The sequence below is a fragment of the Amycolatopsis sp. NPDC059235 genome (assembly GCF_042754125.1).
Taxonomy (GTDB): domain Bacteria; phylum Actinomycetota; class Actinomycetes; order Mycobacteriales; family Pseudonocardiaceae; genus Amycolatopsis; species Amycolatopsis albidoflava.
On record NZ_JBHZAG010000044.1, the window covers coordinates 1 to 22,570 of the forward strand.

Annotated in this window: 8 protein-coding genes and 1 pseudogene; 6 read left to right on the forward strand and 3 right to left on the reverse strand. The window is 68.4% G+C overall.

Translation table 11 applies throughout. The features are described 5' to 3' along the window. A pseudogene (locus ACFXI3_RS26120) lies at positions 1–888 on the forward strand (tyramine oxidase); the annotation flags it as partial. Between the two features lie 47 nt (positions 889–935). On the opposite strand, the gene ACFXI3_RS26125 reads toward ACFXI3_RS26120, so the two are convergent. Further along, entirely contained in the window at positions 936–2,285 is a 1,350-nt protein-coding gene (locus tag ACFXI3_RS26125; protein ID WP_378402878.1) for a hypothetical protein, read from the reverse strand. A 629-nt stretch (positions 2,286–2,914) separates the two neighbouring features. Between ACFXI3_RS26125 and ACFXI3_RS26130 the strand changes: the two genes are divergently transcribed. After that, positions 2,915–4,603 (forward strand): CocE/NonD family hydrolase, encoded by a 1,689-nt coding sequence (locus tag ACFXI3_RS26130; RefSeq protein WP_378402880.1) that lies wholly within the window; start codon positions 2,915–2,917, stop codon positions 4,601–4,603. A gap of 731 nt (positions 4,604–5,334) precedes the next feature. Here the strand turns inward: ACFXI3_RS26130 and ACFXI3_RS26135 are convergent. Continuing rightward, positions 5,335–5,721: an Lsr2 family protein gene (locus ACFXI3_RS26135; protein WP_378402882.1), complete on the reverse strand. Its 387-nt coding sequence runs from the start codon at positions 5,719–5,721 to the stop codon at positions 5,335–5,337. Positions 5,722–7,047: 1,326 nt separating this feature from the next. Here ACFXI3_RS26135 and ACFXI3_RS26140 point away from each other — a divergent pair. Beyond that, positions 7,048–7,971 (forward strand): hypothetical protein, encoded by a 924-nt coding sequence (locus tag ACFXI3_RS26140; RefSeq protein ID WP_378402884.1) that lies wholly within the window; start codon positions 7,048–7,050, stop codon positions 7,969–7,971. A gap of 147 nt (positions 7,972–8,118) precedes the next feature. On the opposite strand, the gene ACFXI3_RS26145 is transcribed toward ACFXI3_RS26140, so the two are convergent. Continuing rightward, a complete protein-coding gene (locus ACFXI3_RS26145; protein WP_378402885.1) occupies positions 8,119–8,580 on the reverse strand; it encodes a DUF6292 family protein in 462 nt (153 codons plus the stop codon). A 207-nt stretch (positions 8,581–8,787) separates the two neighbouring features. Here ACFXI3_RS26145 and ACFXI3_RS26150 point away from each other — a divergent pair, with 207 nt between their 5' ends. The 3 genes from ACFXI3_RS26150 to ACFXI3_RS26160 all read left to right on the forward strand — a co-directional run bounded on the left by ACFXI3_RS26150 (position 8,788) and on the right by ACFXI3_RS26160 (position 22,518). After that, positions 8,788–9,126: a hypothetical protein gene (locus tag ACFXI3_RS26150; RefSeq protein ID WP_378402887.1), complete on the forward strand. Its 339-nt coding sequence runs from the start codon at positions 8,788–8,790 to the stop codon at positions 9,124–9,126. 1,819 nt (positions 9,127–10,945) lie between these two features. After that, the gene (locus ACFXI3_RS26155; RefSeq protein WP_378402889.1) at positions 10,946–17,860 is read left to right on the forward strand and encodes an SDR family NAD(P)-dependent oxidoreductase; all 6,915 of its coding nucleotides are present in this window, start codon (positions 10,946–10,948) and stop codon (positions 17,858–17,860) included. An 8-nt stretch (positions 17,861–17,868) separates the two neighbouring features. Further along, positions 17,869–22,518, forward strand: a complete 4,650-nt coding sequence (locus ACFXI3_RS26160; RefSeq protein WP_378402891.1) for a beta-ketoacyl synthase N-terminal-like domain-containing protein — start codon at positions 17,869–17,871, stop codon at positions 22,516–22,518. Positions 22,519–22,570: the final 52 nt, after the last annotated feature.

The following is a 22,570-nucleotide window of genomic DNA, read 5'->3' on the forward strand; positions in this document are numbered from 1 at the left end:
CCCGTGACGCTGCCCAACGCCGTCTGCATCCACGAGGAGGACGACAACCTGGCCTGGAAACACACCGACGGCAACCTCGGGCACGCCGAAACCCGTCGGCAACGCCGGCTTGTGGTCTCCTGCTGGGCCACGGCGAACAATTACGACTACGGGTTCTTCTGGTACTTCTACCTCGACGGCACCATCGAGTTCGAAGTGAAGCTCACCGGCATCGTCTCCACCGGCGCGTACGAGGGAGATGCTCCGCGCTACGGCACCGCGGTCGCTCCCGGCCTGTACGCACCGAACCATCAGCACTTCTTCAACATGCGGCTGGACATGTCCGTCGACGGCGAGCACAACAGCGTGTACGAAGTGGACACTGTCGCGGTGCCAGGCTCCGAGCAGCACAACGCGTTCGCCGCGCAACCGACGCTGCTCGCCCGGGAAAGCCAGGCACAGCGGCTGGTCGACCCGCTCTCCGGTCGCAATTGGACAGTCGTCAACCCGTCGGTCCGCCACCACACCGGCCGCCCAGTCGGCTACCAGCTGATGCCGGGGACCAACATCCTGCCGCTGGCCCAGACCGGATCGCAAACGAGCAGGCGCGCGGGCTTCGCGTACCGGCATTTGTGGGTCACCGCCTACGATCCGGACCAGCGCTACGCGTCCGGCGACTACCCCAACCAGCGTCCCGGCGACGACGGACTCGTCGAGTACGTCCGGGCCAACCGCCCGCTCGTGGACGCCGATGTCGTTGTCTGGTACACGTTCGGAGCGAACCACGTGCCGCGCCCGGAGGACTGGCCGGTGATGCCGGTGTCCAAAGTGGGCTTCCACCTCAAACCGGTAGCGTTCTTCGCCGCGAACCCAGCGCTGGATCTGCCGAGACCCGGACACCACTGTTAAAGTCTGCTTCGCGCCGTCCGGCAAGTTGACTGCCGGGCGGCGCGAAGCTACCCAGGAGTGCTCACAGGTAGCCGACGCTGTAGGGAAGCTTCAGCTGCACCAGCTTCGTAGCGCTCAAAGCGCACCCTGAGGTACGCGTTGAATGATTTGCCCTCGTGGACAGCGCACGGCTTCGCCGCGCAGCTTCGCTCGTTGCGTTTGTCATAGCTGTAGGCAACTTGGAGCACCGCCGGCCGGTTGAGGCCGATCAACGTCGCCTTGTCCATCTCGCAGGTCAGATAGACTGTCTTCCCCGGCGCGATCATGCATTTCGAGCTCGTCGCCGTCCTGCGGCCGTTCTGCCAGACGCCCATCGACACGTCGGTGAAATGGACGGGCACCTCGACGACGAGCGTTTTTCCGCTGATCGTGTAGTTGACCGGCTGGCGGTCCCTGTTGGTGTCGGTCCATTTCGAGTCCAGCAGCAGCGTTTGCTTGACGGTTTTAGCCTGCCCGTTCGGCGGCGGGAAGGCGATTGCGACGTCCTTGCCCGCCACTTTGTGCGTCTCCCACTTGAGGTCCGCGCCGGACTCGAACAGTTCCTGCGGTGTCCCCGGCGGATCGGCGATCCAGTCCCGGGGCTTGGCGCTGAACCAGCCAATGAACATCTTCGCCAGGTAGTAGGCGGCAAGCGCGACCGCGACGACCGCCCCGGCCGGCGGGAACGCGACGCTGACCGCGGTGCCGATCAACGACACCACCGCGACTGCTCCACCCTCGATGTCGCCATTCGCGATCGACTCGCCGAGCGAGAAGATGTCGCCGATCACCGGGGTCATCGAGATGACCGACTTGGCGACGGCGACTTCGGTGCTCTCGGACAGTCCAGCCTGGGCGTATGTGGCGTTAGTGACGTGACCGGCGATCTCGCCGATGTCGTCGGCCTTGTCCGCCAGTCGTCGCACGGCCGGGTTTGACGCGAACTTGGCGACGGTCTTGACCAGCTTGCCGAAGCCGCTGCCGATGCCGCGGGACTCCTGCTGTTGCTTCCGGTCCTGCTTCAGTTCAGCGACCTCGGCCGGGTTGGCCAGGATCTCGTCGTGCATCTGCTTCGTCAGCGTCCGGATGTCGTTCTGCAGCGCCCGGGCTTGCGGACCGGTCATCTCGCAGGCGGTGCCACCGTGCTCGATGCAGCCCTCCTCAAGAGATTCGTTCCACTCCTCGGGCGACTGCTTTGACCAGACGTCAAACTGCCTGGTCGTGCGCTCGGCGGCCGGATCCGTGCCTGGCGGGTCGGCGAGCCGGACCTGCGCGGCACGTGGGGCGGGCGGTGTCGTGGCCGAAACAGCTTCACCAATACCGACCTGCGCGATCAACGCCAGGGCTGTCACCACGGCAGCCGCGGTGAACCCTGTCAATTTCCCGATACTTCGCACCCGCGCACTCCTGTTGGACGTCGCGAAACCGCCTGATGAGAACACAGAATGATACGAACGAAAGATCTGTGACGAGAACAACCGACGCGCAGCCCGATCCGCTGAAGATCTCATCGAGGCCGACTCGATCGCGCTACTGACTGTAGGCCTCGCGCATCGGATTCCTCCTGCGGTGCGCGCTGAATATTCGCCCAGTACGGCAGTCCTCGGCGCTGCGAGGAAAGGCGGCACCGGATTCGGGTCCGAACCCCCGAACCAGCGGTTCGCCGAGGAATGGCACAGCGCGGCTTCTGGGAGGAATTCGTTCCGGATTGTCCGAATTTCGCTTTTCTGCTTCACCTCGAGTGTCAGAGCGGGACTCTTGCCGAATTTGTCCCGTACGTCTGCTTGCTGGCTACCATGCACGTCTCCTCTGGGGAAGCGTCATCGGGACGGATTGCACTATTGCGGTCCTTCGGTGCCCTTTTGCTTGCCGAATGCGGCAAGGTTGAACCGCTTGTTTCACTTGAATGAGTGATCGTGTCCGCTGGCTATCCTGAAATGGAGGCCGGGCGCCGATCATCGTGCTGCTACTTCAGCGACATCCCCTGCTCTGAAAGGCGGTTGCCTTCATGCCCGTTGACGGCTACATGGAGAACCCATTCGCGCTCCGCGACGACGACCTCGCCAAGCTCTGTGCGATCCGCGAGGCATTGCTCGATCCTTCGCCGCGCCGCATCGGCCGGCTCGACCAGTGGGGCATGGCTGACATCTACGAGACGTACGCGGAAGTCGCCGCCTACGACGAGTTCCCGATTTCCATGTCGGACGGGACGCGGATCGACGCGGCGCTGAGCGTCCCGCGCGACCGCGCGTCCGGGCAGACCTGTCCGACGATCCTCATGCCCGCCCCGTTGAACAGGATCGGCCGGCTGGCCTGCGTCGGCTTGCTCCCGCGCTGGGCGCTCGGCGGATATGCGGTCCTTTCCTACAGTCAGCGCGGCCTTGCCGAATCCGGAGGCGAGATCCAGTTCTCCGGGCCGCAGGACATCGCCGACGCCTCCGAGATCATCGACTGGCTGTCTGGGCACCGGTCTGTCGCCGCAGATCGGATCGGCTGTTTCGGAGCGTCCTACGGCGCCGGGACCGGTCTTCTGCTCGCCGCGCGCGACCAGCGGATCAAAGCGGTCGTCGGGACCAGTGCGTGGGGCAACCTGCTGACGTCGTTGTGCGAGAACGGCACTCGTCGCACGAAGGCGTTCGAAGCGCTCGTGGCGCTGTTCGGCGAGGACCGGTGCTCGAAGGAGTTCCGAGCCGTGATCGAGAAGATCCGCGACAACGACATCGACGACGAGGTCAGAGAGTTCGCCCGGCTCCGCTCGCCCAACCACTACCTGCGGGCCTACAACGACGCACAGACGCCGATCATGCTGACCACCTCGTGGCACGAAACGATTTTCCCGGCACCCGCTGTCGTCGACCTGTTCACCGGGCTGCAGTGCCCCAAATCGCTGCTGATCCAGATCGGCGACCACGGCAACAGCGAACTGCCCGGCCTGCTCGGCGCCGTCTCCAAGCCCACCGAAATGGCCTACCGATGGATGGACCACTTCCTTGGCGGAAACGCTGGTGACGGGGTAGCGCCGCGGTTTGGCGTGCGCTCTGAGTACATGCACAACCTGCTGTCCGACCTGTCCCACCCCGACTGGGAAAGCTGCAACCTGCCCAAGGTCCGGTTGTACCTGACGGGCGCCTCCGCCGGACGGCGCGACGCGCAGATGACGGAGAGCCGGCCGGAGCCGGGCTGGGCTCGGCCGGTGGCTGCGACCGGCAAGGAAACCCAGGTCGTCGTCGCCCCCAAACTGGTCCGGACCGGCCTGGCCGAGCGTGCGGGCCTGCCCCAAGTCTACCGGACCGCCGAGATTGACCGGGACCTCGCCGCGATCTGGACTGCCGCTCCAGCGGAGCACCCGATGCGCATCCAGGGGGACCTCGATCTGCAACTGACCGTGACTTCGGATCAGCGGAACACGACGATCGTCGCCTATCTCATGGACAGCGACCCCGTCAGCGGCGAGGCGACAATCATCACGCACGCCCCTTTCACCCTCGGCGGCGGCCGACCAAGCCGGACCGCCATCGCGACCTTCGCGCTGCATCCTGTCCACTATGTTCTGGCCAAAGGCCGGCAGCTCCAGTTGGTCATCGCCACCCACGATCCGTCCTACGCGGACGCCAACACCGCGCCCGCCGTCATTTCGATTGGTTCCCCTCGAGGCGCTGAGTCCTGCCTCGACATCCCGATCAGAGCGCTGCGGTAGCATCTGCTCCTCACGGCGCTCCGTGATCCGGCCCATGCCTCGGCGGGCCGGATCACGGAGCGCCGTGCGACTGCCCGTGGTCGATCCTGGGCTGGAAATCGTGGTGTCGAGAGGTTGCTGCCCGGGGTGTCGGATCCGCCGGGCAACGGTCGTCCGTGTCAGCCCGCGGAGTCGAAAGAGGAACCGATTTCGCCGTGCTTAGGGGAATCTTCAGGTCAGTCCGGATCCACGGTTCCTCCGGGACGTCACTGATCGGGGCGGCGGTGGATCGTTCGGGCCGAATTGCGGGAGTATGGTGGTTCCCGGTCGCTAATGACCAATTCCCGGGGAGGTCTCGGTACCGGCCAGATGCCTTTATGCGGTTTCGCGGTCGGTGGCTGCGCCGCTGGGCAGGCAGCCAAGCCTGTTGGCGAATAGCAATGGCGAGCATTGTCATATTGACGAGCCGGATCCCTCGTATGGTGATGTGGCGGCTGTAACCGCGCGTCCGGTGCGCGGCTGGGTGACGCGCGCGGTTCAGCGCGCCCCGCAGCTTGGGAAGATGACTTTGCGCATCGAGGCGGGAGCCAATTGTCGGCGTGCTGGACGCGCTCAAGCTGTCCGCAGGTGGAAATCCGCTGCGCCGCATCGACCGATGACGCAGCACTTCCCTTGCGGAGGCGTGGGGCATCCTGACGGAAACAGCGCCCAGAAGCCGGCTTCGGGGAGGTCTGCTCGCCAATTCCGTTGGGCTACTTCGCGGCAGGTTTTCTCATCGCTCGGTTGCGGGGTGGCTTCGGTTCCTCCTGCTGGCGTTCGTCGTACGCGGTGATGACTTCGGTCGGGATGCGGCCGCGCTCGGCGACGGCCCAGCCGTTCTCGACGGCCCAGGCGCGGATCGCTCGAGAGCGTTCGCGATCCTCCGCCGTGGGCGCGGCCGAGATGTGCGCGGTGGTCCTGCGCCCGCCGGTGCGCCGTCCTGCGGCGATGAACCTGGCGAGTTCGTCGCGCAGGGCGGACGCGTTGTCGTCGGACAGGTCGATCTCGTACTGGGCGCCATCGAGTCCGAATCGGACAGTCTGGCCGGCTGCGGAGCTGTCGAGGTCGTCGACCATCTCGACGAGGACTTTCTGCGCCATGACGGGTGATTCCTCCTGAAAATGGAAAGCGATCTCCCTGACTCTAACAACCGGACCGCTGTGGTTGCCAGGCGGCGGGAATCATCGGGACCGGCTGGTGTCTCATCTCTTCTGCGACCGCGGCGAGCGGAGACGGCAGGCATGGATAATGACGACGCCGAACGCCGGGAGAGAGCCCCGTCTGGTGGTTTCGGCAGGAGACGGGCGGTGCGGCTCGGGTCGAACCGGTTTCGGATCGGTCGTGGCAGTTTTCGCCGAAGGCACTGCCGGTCCGGCCGGACGAGCGCTGTCGCTCGGCGATCCAGGTGGGCAATTTCCGTACGCAATGGCGTGGCGGCAGACGTCTGCCCGGCCCCGGCAGCACAACAGATCAAGGGTCCGCGTCGATCGGTGCATTTCGCGAACCGGCTGAATGGACGCCTGCGCGGGTGGACCCCGTTGCGATGGCAGACGATCTGCTCCCTGCCCCCGTTCGGTGCCGACAAGGTCACGGACCTGCTGCAAATCAATCGCGATCAACGCTCTCCGCTCGCTGATCTCGGCTGACGGGCGCTCTCGCCGGCGGCGGCCGCGATCCCGCACGACATCTCTTCGGCCGCCGCTCTGGCGAGTAGTTCGCGCCTCGTCCGATACCGACTCCCTGCCGGAGCTCCAAGCAGCCCGCGGCTGAACCCGGTTCGTCAAGTGTTGCCTGGACATCGGCCGCGAGCAGGACTGCTCGTTCCTCGCGCGCCGGCAGCGATCATCGCGCACCTGCCCGCTGTGCGCCGCTGTCCCACGGCCCAGCGGCGAATTCATCTCGCGCGGTGCCGAACGTCCTGGCGTCGCGCGGCTCTTCCGTGCCCACCGGCGGTTGCTTCGGCTGCCCGGCTCCTGGGCAAACCCAGTGTGGTCGTGGCCCCTTTGGGCACTATTTTAACAAATAGCATGGACGATCATTGCCAAATGAGAGTTGGATGTCCCGGGTGGGCGACGACGCGGTCGCAATGACTGTGCATAGCGGCCGGTATCCTCGTCGGCGGCCCGGTTGGGTGTTCCTGTCGGCTCTCGGGGCGGACTTCGGTCCGGCTGGAACCTGTCATCCGCGAACAAGGCGCTGCGGCACCCGGTGACCGCGGTCGTCGGCAGCAGCGGCATCGAGGCGGATCGTCGGCAAGCGGGGCAGCGGCCATGACGGTGCCGTTCGACCTGTGTTCGTCCCAGGTGGGCATTCCTCGCTGGCGCAATGGGCGCAGCTGTACCGGCTGATCGAGCGCGCGGACGCGCGCCTGAAACCGCGGCGGAAAGAATTCTAGGCACTGCTGTGCGGATCAGGAGAACGACTGCGTGAGACGAGTGATTCCGGTGACCGGCGACAGTGCGGCGGTGGCCGCGGCGCATTGCGCTTCTTCGTGTGAGCCGCATATTCTTTACGAGAACGGGGGAACCGTCTCCTGGCCAAGGGTGAACGCGCCGTGGTCGAGGCTTGTCCGGGACGCGTGCGGTTGCGCGTGGGCGGGCGGCATCGCGGCACCTCGCGGGCCGTTGCCCGCGATCGGGGCGGCGTTGCGGGCAGGAGCGACAGAGAACCAGGCTTACGGCTGGCTTGCGGCGGAACTCTTCGAGTCCGCCGTGGAGGAATACAGTCGCACGCTTCTTAGTGCCGCAGCGGGAAATCGTCTTCGAGCCAGGGGCGCGGTGCTTTCCGCCGACAGTGTCGGGGAGCTGGACGACCTTGCTCAGCAGGTGGGCAGTGCGGAGCGAAAGGCGGCCGGACCTTCGCCCTCCGAGCGGATTCCGCCCGGAGGAAGCCACGGCCACGAGCCCGTCGGCGACCGGCCGACCGTCCCGGTGAACCATGTGGACGCGGCGATCGCCGAGAGCCGGTTCGACCAGCTGGACCGGCGGATCCACTGGATCGGCGAGGTGTCCCAGGCCGACCCCGCCCCGCGGATCGGGGAGCTCCTCGCCAAGAGCGGCCGGGCCACCGGGCGGACGACCGGCCGGGTCCGCGCCGTCAACGCCACGGTGACGGTGAACTACCCGCACGGGCGGGTCGCGCGCTTCGCCAAGCAGATCGTCGCCGACGCCACCCTCGCCGCGCCCGGCGACTCCGGCGCGGTGGCCGTCGACCGCCAGCAGCGCGCGGCCGGCCTGGTGTTCGCGACCTCCCCGACGGTCAGCCTGCTCAACCCGGTCCCGCTCGTCGAGCACCTCCTCGGCGTCCGGATCGCCAGCCCGGAGCGCGAGGACCGGCCCGCCGGCCGCTAGCCCGCGCCTCCCCGGCCGCGGCCCGCGTCCCCGAACGCCCGGCCGCGGCGACACGACCGGGGGTGCGCCCCTTGCCCCTCCCAAGCGCGGGGCGCACCCCCCGGCGGACGCAGCCGCCGCCGCGTGACCCCCGGGTGCCGCCGGAGGTCACGCGGCGGCGGCTGCCTCGCCGCCCGGCGTGCCCGGCTCCGGCGACGCGGCTCCGGCGGGCGGCCACGCCGCGAGGCGCCGGTCGAGGCCGGGGTCCCCGACCTCGCGCAGCACCGGCCGGTCCGGTCGGCCGGGCCGGCCGCCCGCCGTCAGCGCCCGCACGAACCGCGCCACAGCGGCGGGGACGGGCAGCACGTCCCCGCCCAGATAGGACACCTCGACCAGGTCGAAGCCCGAGTCGGCCTCGACCGCGACCGCCCAGCCGGCCTGCTCGTCCCACACCAGCGCCAGGTCCAGCTCCGGGAACACCGGCAACCGCCCGTACAGGGGGACGTAGGCAGTCGCGGGGGCGTCCAGCAGCCACACCACCAGATCCGGGCCCGCCCCCACCGCGGCCCCGACCGCGTCCACGTACCGGCGCAGGCCCCGCGCCGGCACCGCGTCCTCGTCCAGATCCACCGAACCCACCGCCTACCCGCCGCCGGGCACCGGCTGTGCCCCGCGATGTACGCCCGCACCCCGCCCGCCGCCGACATCGCTCGGCCCGGCTCTCGACATGGACCGAGGGTTCTCGGCTGGGTGATCACTGCCGGTCCCCGGTTGAGTCCCGGCCGCGGCGAGCCGACCAAGTCAGAGCCCACACCCCTGAAGGGAAGGACCTGCTCGATGCCCACGCGGCTCGACATCCGGCGCGCGGCCGGCGGGCTGCGGCTGCTCGTCCCCGCATGCGAGAGGCCGCCGCAGCCGATCCGGCTCAGTTACGCCCAGGCCGACGACCTGATCACGCGATCCGCGCTAGCCGCCTCCGTACCCTCGGCCCAGAGGGTGGCACGCGGTGCCGGAGCGTCGTCGGCCGAGCTGGGCGAGGCGTGCGGCTGGCTGCACCTGCGCGAACCGGATCTCGCCGCCCTGGGCGACGCGCTGCGCGCCCGCATGCCCGACCGGATGACCCCCGCTCCCAGCACTGCGCACACCACTGCCCTCATGCGCCTCCGGCCCCGATGACGGCGAGAGCGTCGAGCGGGAACCCGAGCCCGCCAGCGGCGAGCAGGACTGCTGGGCAATGAAGGCCGTGCTGGCTGGCGGGTGACCGCACCGGCGGCGCGGTCACCCGCGACCGGTCGGTTACCCTCCCCTGATGCTCGGCTGGCCTATGCAAAAGGGGCCGTGCGGTCGCTGATCTGATCGGCATCGAATGAGGAAAAGTGACAAGTACGGGACCGATCAGGCGACGCGGCCGTGAAGCAACCCAAAGACTGAAGGTCGAACGTGATCGACATGTCGCGCACCCCGAGACCCTGCAAGGCAGTCGCCATCCGACACCCCGTGATCCACATCGTTCAACGCGAACCATAGAGACCAGGGGCCCCACGAACGTCGTGGGGGCGAGCTCGGGGGAAGTGATCACCATGGACCCAGCAACCCTGAACCACCGGGAACACGCGATCCTGCTTGCGGCCGCCCAGGGACGCGGCGAACTGCTCGCCGGCTGCGAACCCAGCCTCGCTATCGACGGCGGCTGGTGTCGACCATGCCGCAGTCGCGCGAAGCGTTCCTGGCGTCCGGAGGAGCGGTAGCGGATCTGGGTGCAGGCAGCCTGCCAGGTCACGCGGTTCAGGTCGGCGGCCGAGATCCGGTGCCAGCACGGCGACGCCCGTAGTCAATGGGTGTGGGAAGCTCGTCGAGCCTTCCGGCGAGCTGGCCGAGTGCGCTGAGTACGGGCTCTCAGCTGCCGGTCTGGCGGAGTTGCTTGGTGATGTGGGCGCAGACGGCGCTGCTGGCCGGCGGTTGGCCCAGCAGCGCCCGGGCGCGGGTGTGACGACGGCTCCTCCGGCGGCACCGGAGGTTGCGGTGACCCGTTCCGAATTGCCTGACCAGGTACCTGCGAGCAGGTGAGGACCGCGATCAGTTAGGCGACACCGGACGAGTTCTAGGCCGACGCTGCCTATGACGACGACCAGACGTTCGACTGCCGGCAATCGGCGGACGCTGATCTGCTGGTGTGCATGCCCGCTCCCGGGCCACGGTGCTGCTGCTGGTCGTCGACGAGACGAACGATTCGTTCTCCGGAACATCGAGTCATGTGCATCGGCCCGGAGGACGGTTGGCCGGGACCGCCTCGCCAACGTAGGGTTGGCCGTCGTCGCCAGCCGCGTCGGCGACTGCGTGCGCCGGGCGACCTTTGCCTGCTGCGGCATCGAGGACTTGCCCGACAGCTACGCGACCGCAAAGCCATTCGAGCCCTGCAGGTCACCGCTCTCTCGGCGCGGTGCGGAGGCGAGATGCCGGCGCGGACGGCGTTGTGCGGCCAGTTTCGGTACCGGGCTTTTCAGGGTTGACTGCCGAGTTCGACCTCACGGTCGTGCGATCGCGCTCGGGCTGCCATTAGCAGCCGGCTTGGCCCAGCGGCCGGCCGCGATGAACGTTTCTCACTGGATCGCACAAGTCTTCGGAGTGGGGTTGGCGTTAGACGACATGCGAGTTCGCCGCCCTGCGTAGCTTGTCCGACGTGGACCTATGTGTGCGGAGCCCGCATACGCCGTCCTGACTGGCGTTCGCCGGACACACAGCTGCGGATCGTCTTGCTGCCACTCCCGAGGCGCACTCTCCACTGTGGTCGCCGTCCTTGCAGGGCGGTGAGCTAGGCCCCGTGCGCCGGCGGGTACCGCCGCGAAACAACGGTGCAGCGTACCGGGTATGGACGTCCAAAGAGTTCGGCGCAGAAGGGCACGCCCCGACGCCGCAAGAGGACGGAAAGCCGAATCGGTGCGACTGTGTCGGGGCTTAGGTTTTAAAAGCAGTCGGGACGAGAAGCAGGTACATCGTGACTACGTCGACCGCCGTGGTTCCTGAAGACCTGGTGATTGCTATCAGCGGCGGTGCCGGTCTGGAGGTGAGCCCGCACCTGCTCCACGAGGTCGCGCGAGGCGGCGGGTTGGGAGTGGTCGACCTTGCAGACGACGACAGTGCTGTTCGTGGCCTTCGGCACTGCCGTGGACGGACCCGGGGCAGGTTGGGAGTCCGGATCGGCAGCGGCAACGCCCTGCCTCTGGCCGATGTGGAGGATCTACTTGGCGCTAAGCCCGCGGTGGTGGTGCTGGCAGCCGGCCTGACGTGGCTGGGTTCCGCGCTGCCCGCAGGCTGCCGAACGATTGTCGAGGTGACCGATCTTGGCGAGGCCCGCGCGGCGGTGCATGCCGGTGCGGCAGGCCTCATCGCGCGCGGAATGGAGTCGGGCGGCCGGGTCAGTGAGCTCAGTGCCTTCGTTCTCCTGCAGCAGTTGCTTGCCGATGATGCGGTGACCGTTCCGGTCTGGGCAGCGGGCGGTATCGGGCCGCGAACGGCGGTCGCATCTGTTGTCGGCGGAGCGGCCGGGGTCGTTTTGGACAGCCAGCTGCTGATGCAGCCGGAGGCTGTCGTCGACGACGACTTGCGTGCCTTGATGAGGCGAATGGACGGCAGCGAGATTGTTCGCGAAGGCGACCTCCGGGGCCTGAAGCTTGGTGGAGAACTGCTTCCCATCGGTCAAGACGGCTGGCTCGCCGCTTCGTTCGCCCATCGCTGGGCGGGCACGGCCGCTGCCGTGCGCGGCATACGGCAGGCCGTACGCGCCGCGGCGACGTCCGAGACGGCAGGCCGATCGTTCTGCGTGGGCGCGCCGCTGGCCCGCACCCTCGGCACGGCGTTGCCTGTCGTGCAGGGGCCGATGACAAGAGTCAGCGACGAGGCGGCCTTCGCCGCTTCGGTCGCCGATCAAGGTGGCCTTCCTACCATCGCGCTCTCTCTCGCAGATCCCGAGCAGTCAAGGCGCATGCTGACGGAGGCGGCCGCTGCCATGGGCACTCGGCCGTGGGGAGCCGGACTGCTCGGATTCGCGCCTGAAGCGTTGCGTGAGGCACAGACTCGCCTGCTCCTTGAGATCAAGCCGACGTGTGCGATCATCGCGGGCGGCCGGCCAGCGCTCGCGAAAGACCTCGAAGCGGCGGGCATCAGCACGTTCCTGCATGTGCCGTCGCCGACTCTGCTGCGCCAGTACCTGGTTGCCGGCACCCGCAAGTTCGTCTTCGAAGGGGCCGAGTGCGGCGGTCACATCGGATCCCGAACGAGTTATGCGCTGTGGGAGGTGCAGCTGCAAGTCGTCGAGGACTTCCTCGTCGACCACCCTGCGGTTCCGGCAACGGACCTCCAAATGCTCTTCGCTGGCGGCATCCACGACGAGCGGTCCGCCGCCATGGTCGCGGCGATGGCGGGGACGCTGTCCGATCGCGGCGTACAGGTGGGCCTGGTCATGGGCACCGCCTATCTCTTCACCGACGAAGCCGTGGCGTCCGGTGCCATCCAGCCGCTGTTCCGGCAGCGCGCCGTGGAGGCCACCACCACCAGTCTGCTGGAGACCGCGCCGGGTCTGGTGACCCGTTGTCTGCCGTCACCGTTCGTTGACGACTTCCACAACCTGCGGCGAGGACTTGAGCAGGCCGGCTCATCGAACCGAGAGCTGTGGGACCAGTTGGAGGTGCTCAACGTCGGCCGCCTGCGCATTGCCAGCAAGGGGCTGCGCCGAGAGGGCGACGAACTGGTGACTGTGGACGGTGCGGTCCAGGCCGAACAAGGACTGTTCATGGCCGGGCAGGTCTCGGTGCTGCGCACGGCAGGCACCACGATCAAAACGCTGCACACTCAAGTGACGTCCGGTGCGGCGGACTTTCACGCCGAGCGGTTGACGGCACTGCGGGCCTGCTTCGAGGACACGCAACACGAGAAGGCGGAACCCAAACCGGTCGACGTCGCCATCATCGGAATGGCCTGCGTCCTTCCCGGTTCTCCCGACCTCGCCTCGTTCTGGCAGACCGTGCTCAGCGGTGCCGACAGGATCACCGAAGTCCCCGCCGATCGCTGGGACGCCGACCTTTACTATTCACCGACCCTCGAACCGGGCCAGGCGGGGAAGATCACCGTTTCCAGATGGGGCGGCTTTATCGACCCGGTGCCCGTCGATGCGGTCGGATACGGGATCCCTCCCGCCGCGCTGGCCAGCATCGACCCAAACCAGATTTTGGCGCTGGAGATGTCGAACCGGGCATTGCGCGACGCCGGGTATCCGTACGATGCGCGAGACGCGGACCACGCCCGCACCGGCGTGATCTTCGGTGCTGAAGGCGGCAGCGAAATGGCCAACGCACAGACGCTCCGGCTCGTCCTGCCGGCGTACTTCGGCGCGGTGCCTGCGGATATGGAAAACCTGCTCCCGCGGATCACCGAGGACTCGTTCCCCGGTGTGCTGCCTAATGTCATCGCGGGACGGGTGGCGAGCCGGCTTGACCTCGGCGGGCCCAATTACACGGTGGACGCGGCCTGTGCCTCCTCGCTGACCGCGCTGGACGTGGCATGCAAGGAACTTGTCGGCGGACACAGCGACTTGATGGTCTGCGGAGGCGCGGATCTGCACAACAACATCAACGACTACCTGATGTTCACCACGGTGCACGCGTTGTCGCCTACCGGGCGCAGCCGCACCTTCGACCGTACCGGTGACGGCATCGCCATCGGCGAGGGCGTCGCCTGTGTGGTGCTCAAGCGCCTCGCCGACGCGGAGCGTGACGGCGACCGGGTGTACGCGGTCGTCAAAGGCGTGGGCGCGGGGAGCGATGGGCGGGCAATGGGCCTGACCGCGCCGCGCCCGGAAGGCCAACGACGTGCGCTCGACCGCGCGTACGCGATGGCAGGTATTTCCCCCGCCCAGGTTGGCCTTGTCGAAGCTCACGGCACCGGCACCGTCGTCGGTGACCGCACCGAGTTGCGGACCTTGACCGAGCTGTTCGCCGACTCGGGCGCGGAGCCGGGCAGCACTGCGCTCGGGTCGGTGAAGTCCCAGATCGGGCACACCAAGTGCACGGCCGGAATGGCCGGTTTGATCAAGACTGCGCTGGCGCTGCACTACGGCGTGAAACCGCCGACGATCAACCTCACCCGGCCCAACGCTGCCTGGGACCCGCAGACCAGCCCGTTCGCCTTTCATACGGAGGCCAGTCCGTGGGCGACCCCGGCCTGCGAACGGATCGCCGGAGTCAGCGCGTTCGGGTTCGGCGGCACCAACTTCCACGTCGTGCTCAGCGCCCATGCCCCGACGGCCGACCCTCGGCATGCACAGTGGGAGTGGCCCGTCGAGTTGTTCTGCTTCCGTGGCAACGACCTGGCCGGCGCCCATGTCGCCGTGCGCAGGCTGCGCGACGAGGTCGACGCGGGCCGGAGCGGATCCATGCGGCAACTGGCCGCCGCCGTCGCCCGGAACTCCAACCCGCGCAGCGGTCCGGTGCGGGTCGCGGTGGTGGCCTCGGATCTCACGGAGTTGCGTCGGTTGCTCGTCCGAGCTCTGGCCGGGGAACACGATCCCCGCGGCGGGCTTGTGCAACCATCCGAGGTTCCGGCCGAGGGAACCGGCAAGGTGGCGTTCGTATTCCCAGGGCAGGGAAGCCAGCGGCCTGGCGCGCTGGCGGACCTCTTCGTTGCGTTCCCCGAACTTCGTGAGTATGCGGTGCTGGGGCGTGAGTGGTCCGACTTGCTGTTCCCGCCCACTGCCTTCGACGAGGCCACTGCGCACGCGCAGGGGGACCGGTTGCGGGACACACGGGTGGCTCAACCGGTCCTCGGCATAGGCGGACTTGCCGTGGATCATGTCCTGCGGAGGCTCGGCATACGGCCCGACATGGTGGCCGGGCACAGCTATGGCGAACTGGTCGCCTTGTGTACGGTCGGTGCCTACGAGCCTGGTGCCCTGCTGGATCTGAGCCGTGAACGGGCTGCCGCCATCGTCGCCGCGGCCGGAGACGACCCGGGTGCGATGGCAGCGGTGACCGGCAGCGCGGTCGAGGTCACCGACGTGCTCGAACAGGCGGGCCTGGTCGGCCGGGTAGTGCTCGCCAACCACAACACGCCGACCCAAGCGGTCATCTCCGGTCCCAGCCATGACGTCGCCAAGGCCGTCGACGCCCTAGCGGCCGTCGGCCTGCAAGCCCGTCGTCTCCCCGTCATGTGCGCTTTCCACAGCCCGGTCGTTGCGCAGGCATCGGACGCGTTTGCCGCGGTGCTCGAGGAAAAGGCCGTGTCGGCACCTGCCACGCCTGTCTGGTCCAACCGCACCGCCGCACCGTATCCGGCGGATGCCGAAGGGATTCGTGCGGAGCTGGCCGCGCAAGTGGCCGCGCCGGTCCGGTTCGTCGAACAGCTCGAAGGGATGTACGCGGCAGGTGCCCGTGTGTTCGTCGAAACGGGACCCGGCCAGGTGATAACTGGCCTGGTCAAGGCGGTGCTGGGCGAGCGTCCGCACCTGGCGGTGGCCTGCGACGCCCGGCCGGGCGGCGGCCCGGGCAACGGGCTCAGGGCATTCCTGACCACGATCGCGGAACTTGCCTGCGCTGGTGTGCAGGTGAGGACGAACTGGCTCTTCGACGGCCGGGACATCGACTCGGCCACGTCTGTCGATCACTCCCGTCCGCACTGGATGGTCGACGGTCAGCTGATCCGCGACCAGCACGGGGCCGTGCTGCCAGGGGGAATGGCTCCCGCACGACGAATCAAGGAGAATCCGATGGCATCAGGTGACGACGGCGTCCCGGGCGCGGGCGGCCGGGACGCCCGCGCCGACTTGGTCAGCCAGTTCATCCACGCCGGCCGGGACATGATCGCCGCGCAGCGGGACATCATGCTCGCCTTGCTCACCGGCGGCGAACCGGGCGGACGGCTGGTCCGGGAGCCCACCCAGAGCGACCTGAGGGAGCTTCCTGCACCCGTAACGAGCCTCCCTGCCACCGGGTCCGCGGTGAACTACGCCGGGCCGATGCAGGAGGTCGGCTCCGCCTCGTACGCGGCGGAGCCGGTTGACCCGGTGCCGGAGCAGGTGGGGGCGCCTGCGCGGCAGAGCGGGCAGGAGCGCGCTCCGGCAGCTGGCCAACCGGATATCTCAGGCGTGATGCTGGCAGTGATCGGCGAACGCACTGGGTATCCGGAAGAACTGATCGAGCCGGATCTGGATCTGGAGGCGGACCTCAGCATCGACTCGATCAAGAGGGCCGAAGTGGTCGGTGAGGTGGCCACCAGGTTGGGGCTGTCGACCAGTGACGAGTCGACAATGGAGGAACTGGTCCGGTCCCGGACGGTGCGGCTGATGGCGGCCGCGTTGGAGCAGCAGTTCGCTGCGCGGCCTGCCGCTCCCGAGACCGTGGCTTCTGAGGGGGAGCCGCCGACGGGAAACGCAGTGCCGAGCCCGGCCGTCGCTCGCGTTCCCGAGCCGATCGCCGGCGGCCGCGTAGTCGGCCGCCCGGCCCGGCGGATGACGGTCCAGCCGGTCACCGCCGCCTTGCCCGCCGGATCACCTCGCGAGCTGGCGGGTGCCCGGTTCCTTGTGACCGGTGCCGCCGAGGCCTTGGATGCGCTCGCTGCACGCCTGGGAGAGCACGGTGCCACCGTTGTGCGCCGACCGGACGACTCGGCGGATCTGGACGGCCTGGTGCTGCTCGATCCGCTCGGGGCTGGCTCGGAGGGGCCGCTGCCGGATCGTGTTCCGCTCCTGCAGTCTTTCCTCGCGCGGGCACCGCGATGGCTTGCCGCCGTGGGCAGGGCCGACAGTCGCGCGGCGGACGGGTTGCCGGGATTGTTCCGTACCCTCGCGCTCGAATATCCCGCTACCGCGGTGCGTTACGTCGAGGTTGAGCCCGAGGTGCCCGCAGGAGAGGTCGCCAATCGGATCATCGACGAACTGACGGCGAATGCGACCGAGGCGGTGGTCCGCTACCGCAGCGGCATGCGTCAGGGGGAACAGACCGCCCCGGCGGACCTGGGACGGCTGGCCGTCGGCGGCGCCGGGTCCAGCGGCGACGGCATTGCGGAGGTCCGGGCACTTGGCCTCGACGAGGAGTCCGTCGTCGTCCTGTTTGGCGGTGCGCGGGGAATTACCGCACGCTTCGCTCTCACGCTCGCCGGAGCCGCTCGTTGCCGTGTCGAACTGGTGGGCAGAACGCCTTTGCCGACACTCTCCGAGGAGGCCGATCTCGCCGCGGCGGGCGACATGACTGCACTGCGTGCCGTTCTCACCCGACATGGCATGCGCTCTCCTGCAGAGATCGAGAGGCGGGCGCGGGGCATCTTGGCCGGCCGTGAAGTCGCTGCCACGGTCTCGGAGATCGGCGAACTTGGTACGCGGGTCCGGTACCACACCGTCGACGTCCAGGACGTCGAGGCGATGCAACGTCTGCTCAAGCAGATCCACAACGACTACGGCCGGGTGGACGGGGTGGTCTACGGGGCGGGAATCATCGAGGACAAGCTGTTCGCGGAAAAGACCCTCGAATCCTTCGCGCGGGTGTATGGCACAAAGGTCAACGGTGCCGCGGCCGTGCTCGAAGGACTCGACTCATGCGGGGCCACGCCGTCGTTCGTCGTGCTGTTCGGCAGCATCGCGGCGGTCTACGGCAGCCGGGGCCAGACGGACTACGCCGCGGCCAACGACACTCTCGAAACGATGGGTGCGCGATGGGCCGCGGGCCGCGAGCGGCGATGCCTCACCGTGCACTGGGGCCCGTGGGCGCCGTCCGGCAGCCACGACGGGATGGTGACCGCCGAACTGGTCGGCGAGTACGCACGCCGCGGCATCGACCTGATCGATCCCGTAGAGGGCGCACGAAGCCTGCTGCGTGAGCTGGCCTGGGCCGACCCGACCGCGACTTCTGTCGTTTACCGCGCGTAGGAGCCAGGGTGGAACCGATAGCCATCGTCGGCATGGCCGCGCTCATGCCGGGAGCGCCCAACCTGGACGTGTACTGGCAGAACCTCGTCGGCGGGGTGGACGCCATCACCGACGTGCCAGAAGCACGCTGGGGCAAGGAGTTTTTCGATCCGGGGCAGTCCGCCAGCCGGTTGGACTGGGTCCGTTGCCGCCGCGGCGGCTTCGTCGACGACATCGCCACCTTCGAGCCGCTGCGGTACGGAGTCATGCCCCGCTCGGTCCCCGACATGGAGCCCGACCAGCTGATCTCTCTGGACGTCGCGGCGGAAGCGATCCAGGACGCGGGCGGCGCGGATCGTATGCCGGACGCCGACCGCATCGGTGTCATCCTCGGCCGGAGCGGCACGTTGAGCTCGGCGCAGGCCCGGTTCGGCCAGCGCGTCCGGGTGCCGAACCAGGTGGTCAAGACATTGCGCGAGCTGTTCCCCGAACTCGGCGAAGACCGGCTTGAGCAGGTCAGGCGGCGATTCGACGAGGAACTGAGCCCGCTGCACGCCGACAGCGTGCTGGGCGTGACCCCGAACCTCGCCGCCTCGCGGATTGCCAACCGACTGAATCTCCGCGGCCCCGCTTACACGATCGATGCGGCCTGCGCCTCCTCGCTGATCGCAGTCGAGCAGGCCGTCGGCCTGCTCGCAGACGGCAGGTTGGACGCCGTCCTCGCCGGCGGCACCCACCACACCCACGACATCACCTTCTGGGCCGCGTTCAGCCAGCTCGGAGCCGTGTCCAAGCAGGGACAGATCCGCCCGTTCGACGCGGCGGCGGACGGTCTGCTCATGGGCGAGGGAACCGGCGTAGTCGTTCTTAAGCGCCGAGACGACGCGGTTCGCGACGGAAACCGGATCTACGCCGTCGTCCGGGGAACCGGCACGTCGAGCGACGGCCGGTCGGCGAGCATGTTCAACCCGATCTCGGCCGGCCAGGCGATCGCCTTGCGCCGGGCGTGGCAGTCGGCCGGCCTCGACCCGAGAGCACCGGACGCCATCGGACTGTTGGAGGCCCACGGCACCGGCACACCGACCGGGGACACCGCTGAACTGGCCTCTGTCGCCGAGGTCTTCGGTCCGCACAGGCGCGGCCCCCGGCCGGTCATCGGCTCGGTCAAGTCGATGATCGGCCACACGATGCCCGCAGCCGGGATCGCTGGGCTGATCAAGGCAGCCCTGGCTGTGTACCACGGCATGCAGTTGCCTACCTTGCACTGCGACCGCCCCAGGGAGGAGATGGAGCGGACTCGTTTCGCGCCAGTCACCGCCGCCCGTGACTGGGAGTCTTCCGGACCCAGACGCGCGGCGGTGAACGCCTTCGGCTTCGGAGGGATCAACGCCCATGTGATCATCGAGGAGCACTCCGGGCAGTCTTCCCGGCGCGCGGCAATCGCGGCCGCACCTTCCTCGACGGTGACCGCGTCCGGGGCCGAAACAGATCAGATGCTGTGGCTGTCCGCGGCCGATCCGGCGGCCCTGGCGGAGTTGCTCTCCGAGGATGGCGACGCGGTGCGGGCCCGCGGGCAACGCAGTGCCTCGCCGACGGACGAGGCGGGCGACGGACCGTGCCGGATCGGCATCATGGATCCTGCGGACAAGCGCCTCTCGATGGCCCGCCGGTTGGTCGAACGCGGTGAGGCATGGCGCGGTCCCCGTGACATCTGGTTCACGCCGCGTCCCCTGCTCGGTGCGGGCGGCGGCAAACTTGCCTTCGTATTCCCGGGCGTGGAGGCGGACTTCTCGCCCCGTACAGCGGACATCGCCGCCCGACTCGGACTTCCCGACAGCTCGTGGTCGGCTGCCGACCTCGGGCAGCACGGAGCCGGCGTGGCCGATCTGGGCAGGATGCTCAGCGAAGCGCTTCGACGCATCGGCATCGTGCCCGATGCCGTGGCCGGCCACAGTATTGGCGAATGGACCGCGGCGATCGTCAGCGGCCAGACGGGCCGAGCGGATGTCGATGAGTTCCTTCAGCTGTTCAAGGCCGAGTTCAACGCCGAGTCGGTCGAGGTCGGCGACCATCTCTTCGCGGCGGTCAGCGCGGGGGCGGCCGCGGTACAACCCCTGCTAGACGCCTGGCCGGATGTGGTGGTCACGCATGACAACGCCCCGAACCAGTGCATCGTCAACGGTCCTGAGCCTCAGATCCAGGCACTGGTCACGGAACTGCGCTCGCGCCGTGTCATCTGCCAGCTGCTGCCGTTCTCCGCGGCTTTCCACACCCCGAAGTTCGCCGATGGGCTCCAGTCGATCGGTGCGGCCCTGGGGCACTGGCAGATTCGGACGCCCACGGTCCCGGCCTGGTCGGCCACCCTCGCCGCGCCGTTCCCCGCCGACCCCGACGAAGTCAGCGCGCTGTTCGTCCGGCACATGGTGGAACCGATCCGGTTCGGGCCGATGATCAAGGCCATGTACGCGTCTGGTGTACGTGCCTTCCTGCAGGTCGGCGTCGGCCAGTTGCCCGCGCTTGTCCAGGACAACCTGCAGGGCTTGGAGCATTTGGCCATGGCGGTCAATACCCCGAACCGCAGTGGCCTGGGCCAGTTGCTGCGGGTGGCCACCGCCGTGTGGGTCGACGGAGGCAGCCCCGATCCGAGCGTGCTCATGGAGTCGGCCTCCGTGTGCAGGGACGGCGCAGGGAAGCTGGTCCTGCCCGGACCGTGCCGTGGACCGGTGCTGCCGGTGAACCTGAATACGCCCCTGGCCAAGCTCGGCGAAGACGCTCCCGGACTGCTGCGGGGAGCCGTCGTGACAGGCGGCCCGTCCATCGCCGCAGCAGCCAAGGAACCCACGGTCCTGCCGGGCGACCGCAGGCCAGCACTGGCCCGCGCAGTTGCTTCGGCTCTACCGGTGACGCCAGCCGGCCCCGCCGAGGCCCCCGTCGCTCCGCGGGCAAGCGACACCGCGCTGACGGTGTTGCGCGACATGGCGGGCACTTCGAGTGCTGCTGCGGAACTGATAGGCCTGCTCCAGCAGACGGCTCAAGACGTGGTGACCGTCATGAAGGCCGAGGCCCGGACACCGTCCCGTACTGGGCAGGCTACCCGTTCCACGCCGCCCATGGCCCCTGCGACGGTGCCCGGCACCGGCGTGGTGCGCACGACGCTCGAGGTGTCGCTCGAGACCATGCCGTATCTGCTCGACCACTGCTTCTTCCCGCAACCGGACGACTGGCCGTTCCCGGAGGACCGTTGGCCGGTCATGGCGGCAACGACGGTGGTGCACCACATGATCGAGGCGGTCCGTCGGATCTCGCCCGGCCGGTGGCCCGTCGAGGTGCAGCAGGCGAAATTCCACCGCTGGCTGCTGGCCGCACCCTCGACCGAGGTCGAGGTGACGGTCACGCCGGCCGGACCTGGCCGGTGGGCGGTGGCATTCGGCCAGTACGCCAACGCCGTCGTCGTGATGTCGTCTGCTTTTCCGGCGGACCGCCCTGCTCCGTGGGCGATCGATTCAGGCGGCGACGAGCCGCCCGCGATCACCGCAGAGCAGCTCTATCGGGATCGGCTGTTGTTCCATGGACCCCGCTTCCAAGGGATCACCGAGATCCAGGCCGTCGGTGACACGTTCGTACGCGGTCTGATCACCGTGCCCGAGGCACCGGGCGCTCTCCTCGACAGCCTCGCGCAGTTTCTCGCCGCCTGGCTGAACACTATGCACCCGGACCGTCCGGTCGCCCTGCCCGTCTCGATGGGCCGCGTCCGGTTCTTCGGTCCCCCTCCCGAGACCGGCACAGTGGTGACCGGGCTTGTCTGCATCACGCGGTTCGACGACAGCAACGTGGTGGCCGACCTGCAATTGCTCAACGGTGGCCAGGTTTGGGTACAAGTCGACGGCACCGTCGAGCGACGGTTCGACAGCGGTCCCGACAACCGCCTCGCCGAGCGGTTCCCCGGGCGACATCTGCTGGCGTCCGTGCAGCCGGAGGGCTGGACGACGGCGTTCGACTGGTCGTCCGACCCGGTCGCCCGTGACATGTCGGCCTTGAGTCTCCTGGGCCGGCGGGCCGGCGAGGAGTACCAGCGAATGACGCCAGCTCGGAGGCGGCAGTGGGTGCTCGGGCGTATCGCAGCCAAGGACGCCGTACGCTACCGCCAGTGGGAGGAGAGTTCGTCCGAGGTCTACCCCGTCGAGGTGGGTATCGAGAACGACGCCACCGGCAGACCGTGGTTCAGGCGGCCTCCCGGCTCCAAGCTCGTCGACTGCGACCTCTCGATCGCGCACTGCGCCGAGATCGGGGTGGCCTTGGCCCAGCAGTGGGAAATCGACGCCGACCGGAATGCGCCGGGGGTCGGCATCGACGTCGTCGACGTGGCCTCCCTCGACGAGACCACCGTCCGCCAGGCACTGACTGCTGAGGAACTGGCGCTGCTCGAAAGGCTCGCCGACGGCGAGCGCGACTTGTGGTTCGCCCGATTCTGGGCAGCCAAGGAAGCCGTCGGCAAGGCCGAGCGCACCGGTCTGGACGGCGACCCGCGCCGGTTTGTCGTCACTGGGTACGACGCGGTGGGCCTGCACGTTACCGCGGGGCAACGAGGCTACCGGGTGGGACTGCGCGGAGTGGTCAATCCGCCCGGACTGCCCGAACGACGCTACGTAGTCGCCTGGACCTGGGGGCCGATCGCTTGACAGGTTCCTTATGCCCGACATCCCTTCACCCCTAGGAGGCAGGCTGATGCCC

Bases quoted from the DNA above. Each gene is read 5' to 3' on its own strand.
- ACFXI3_RS26130 (WP_378402880.1), top strand. From the start codon at position 2,915: ATGCCCGTTGACGGCTACATGGAGAACCCATTCGCGCTCCGCGACGAC.
- ACFXI3_RS26135 (WP_378402882.1), bottom strand. From the start codon at position 5,721: ATGGCGCAGAAAGTCCTCGTCGAGATGGTCGACGACCTCGACAGCTCC.
- ACFXI3_RS26150 (WP_378402887.1), top strand. From the start codon at position 8,788: ATGCCCACGCGGCTCGACATCCGGCGCGCGGCCGGCGGGCTGCGGCTG.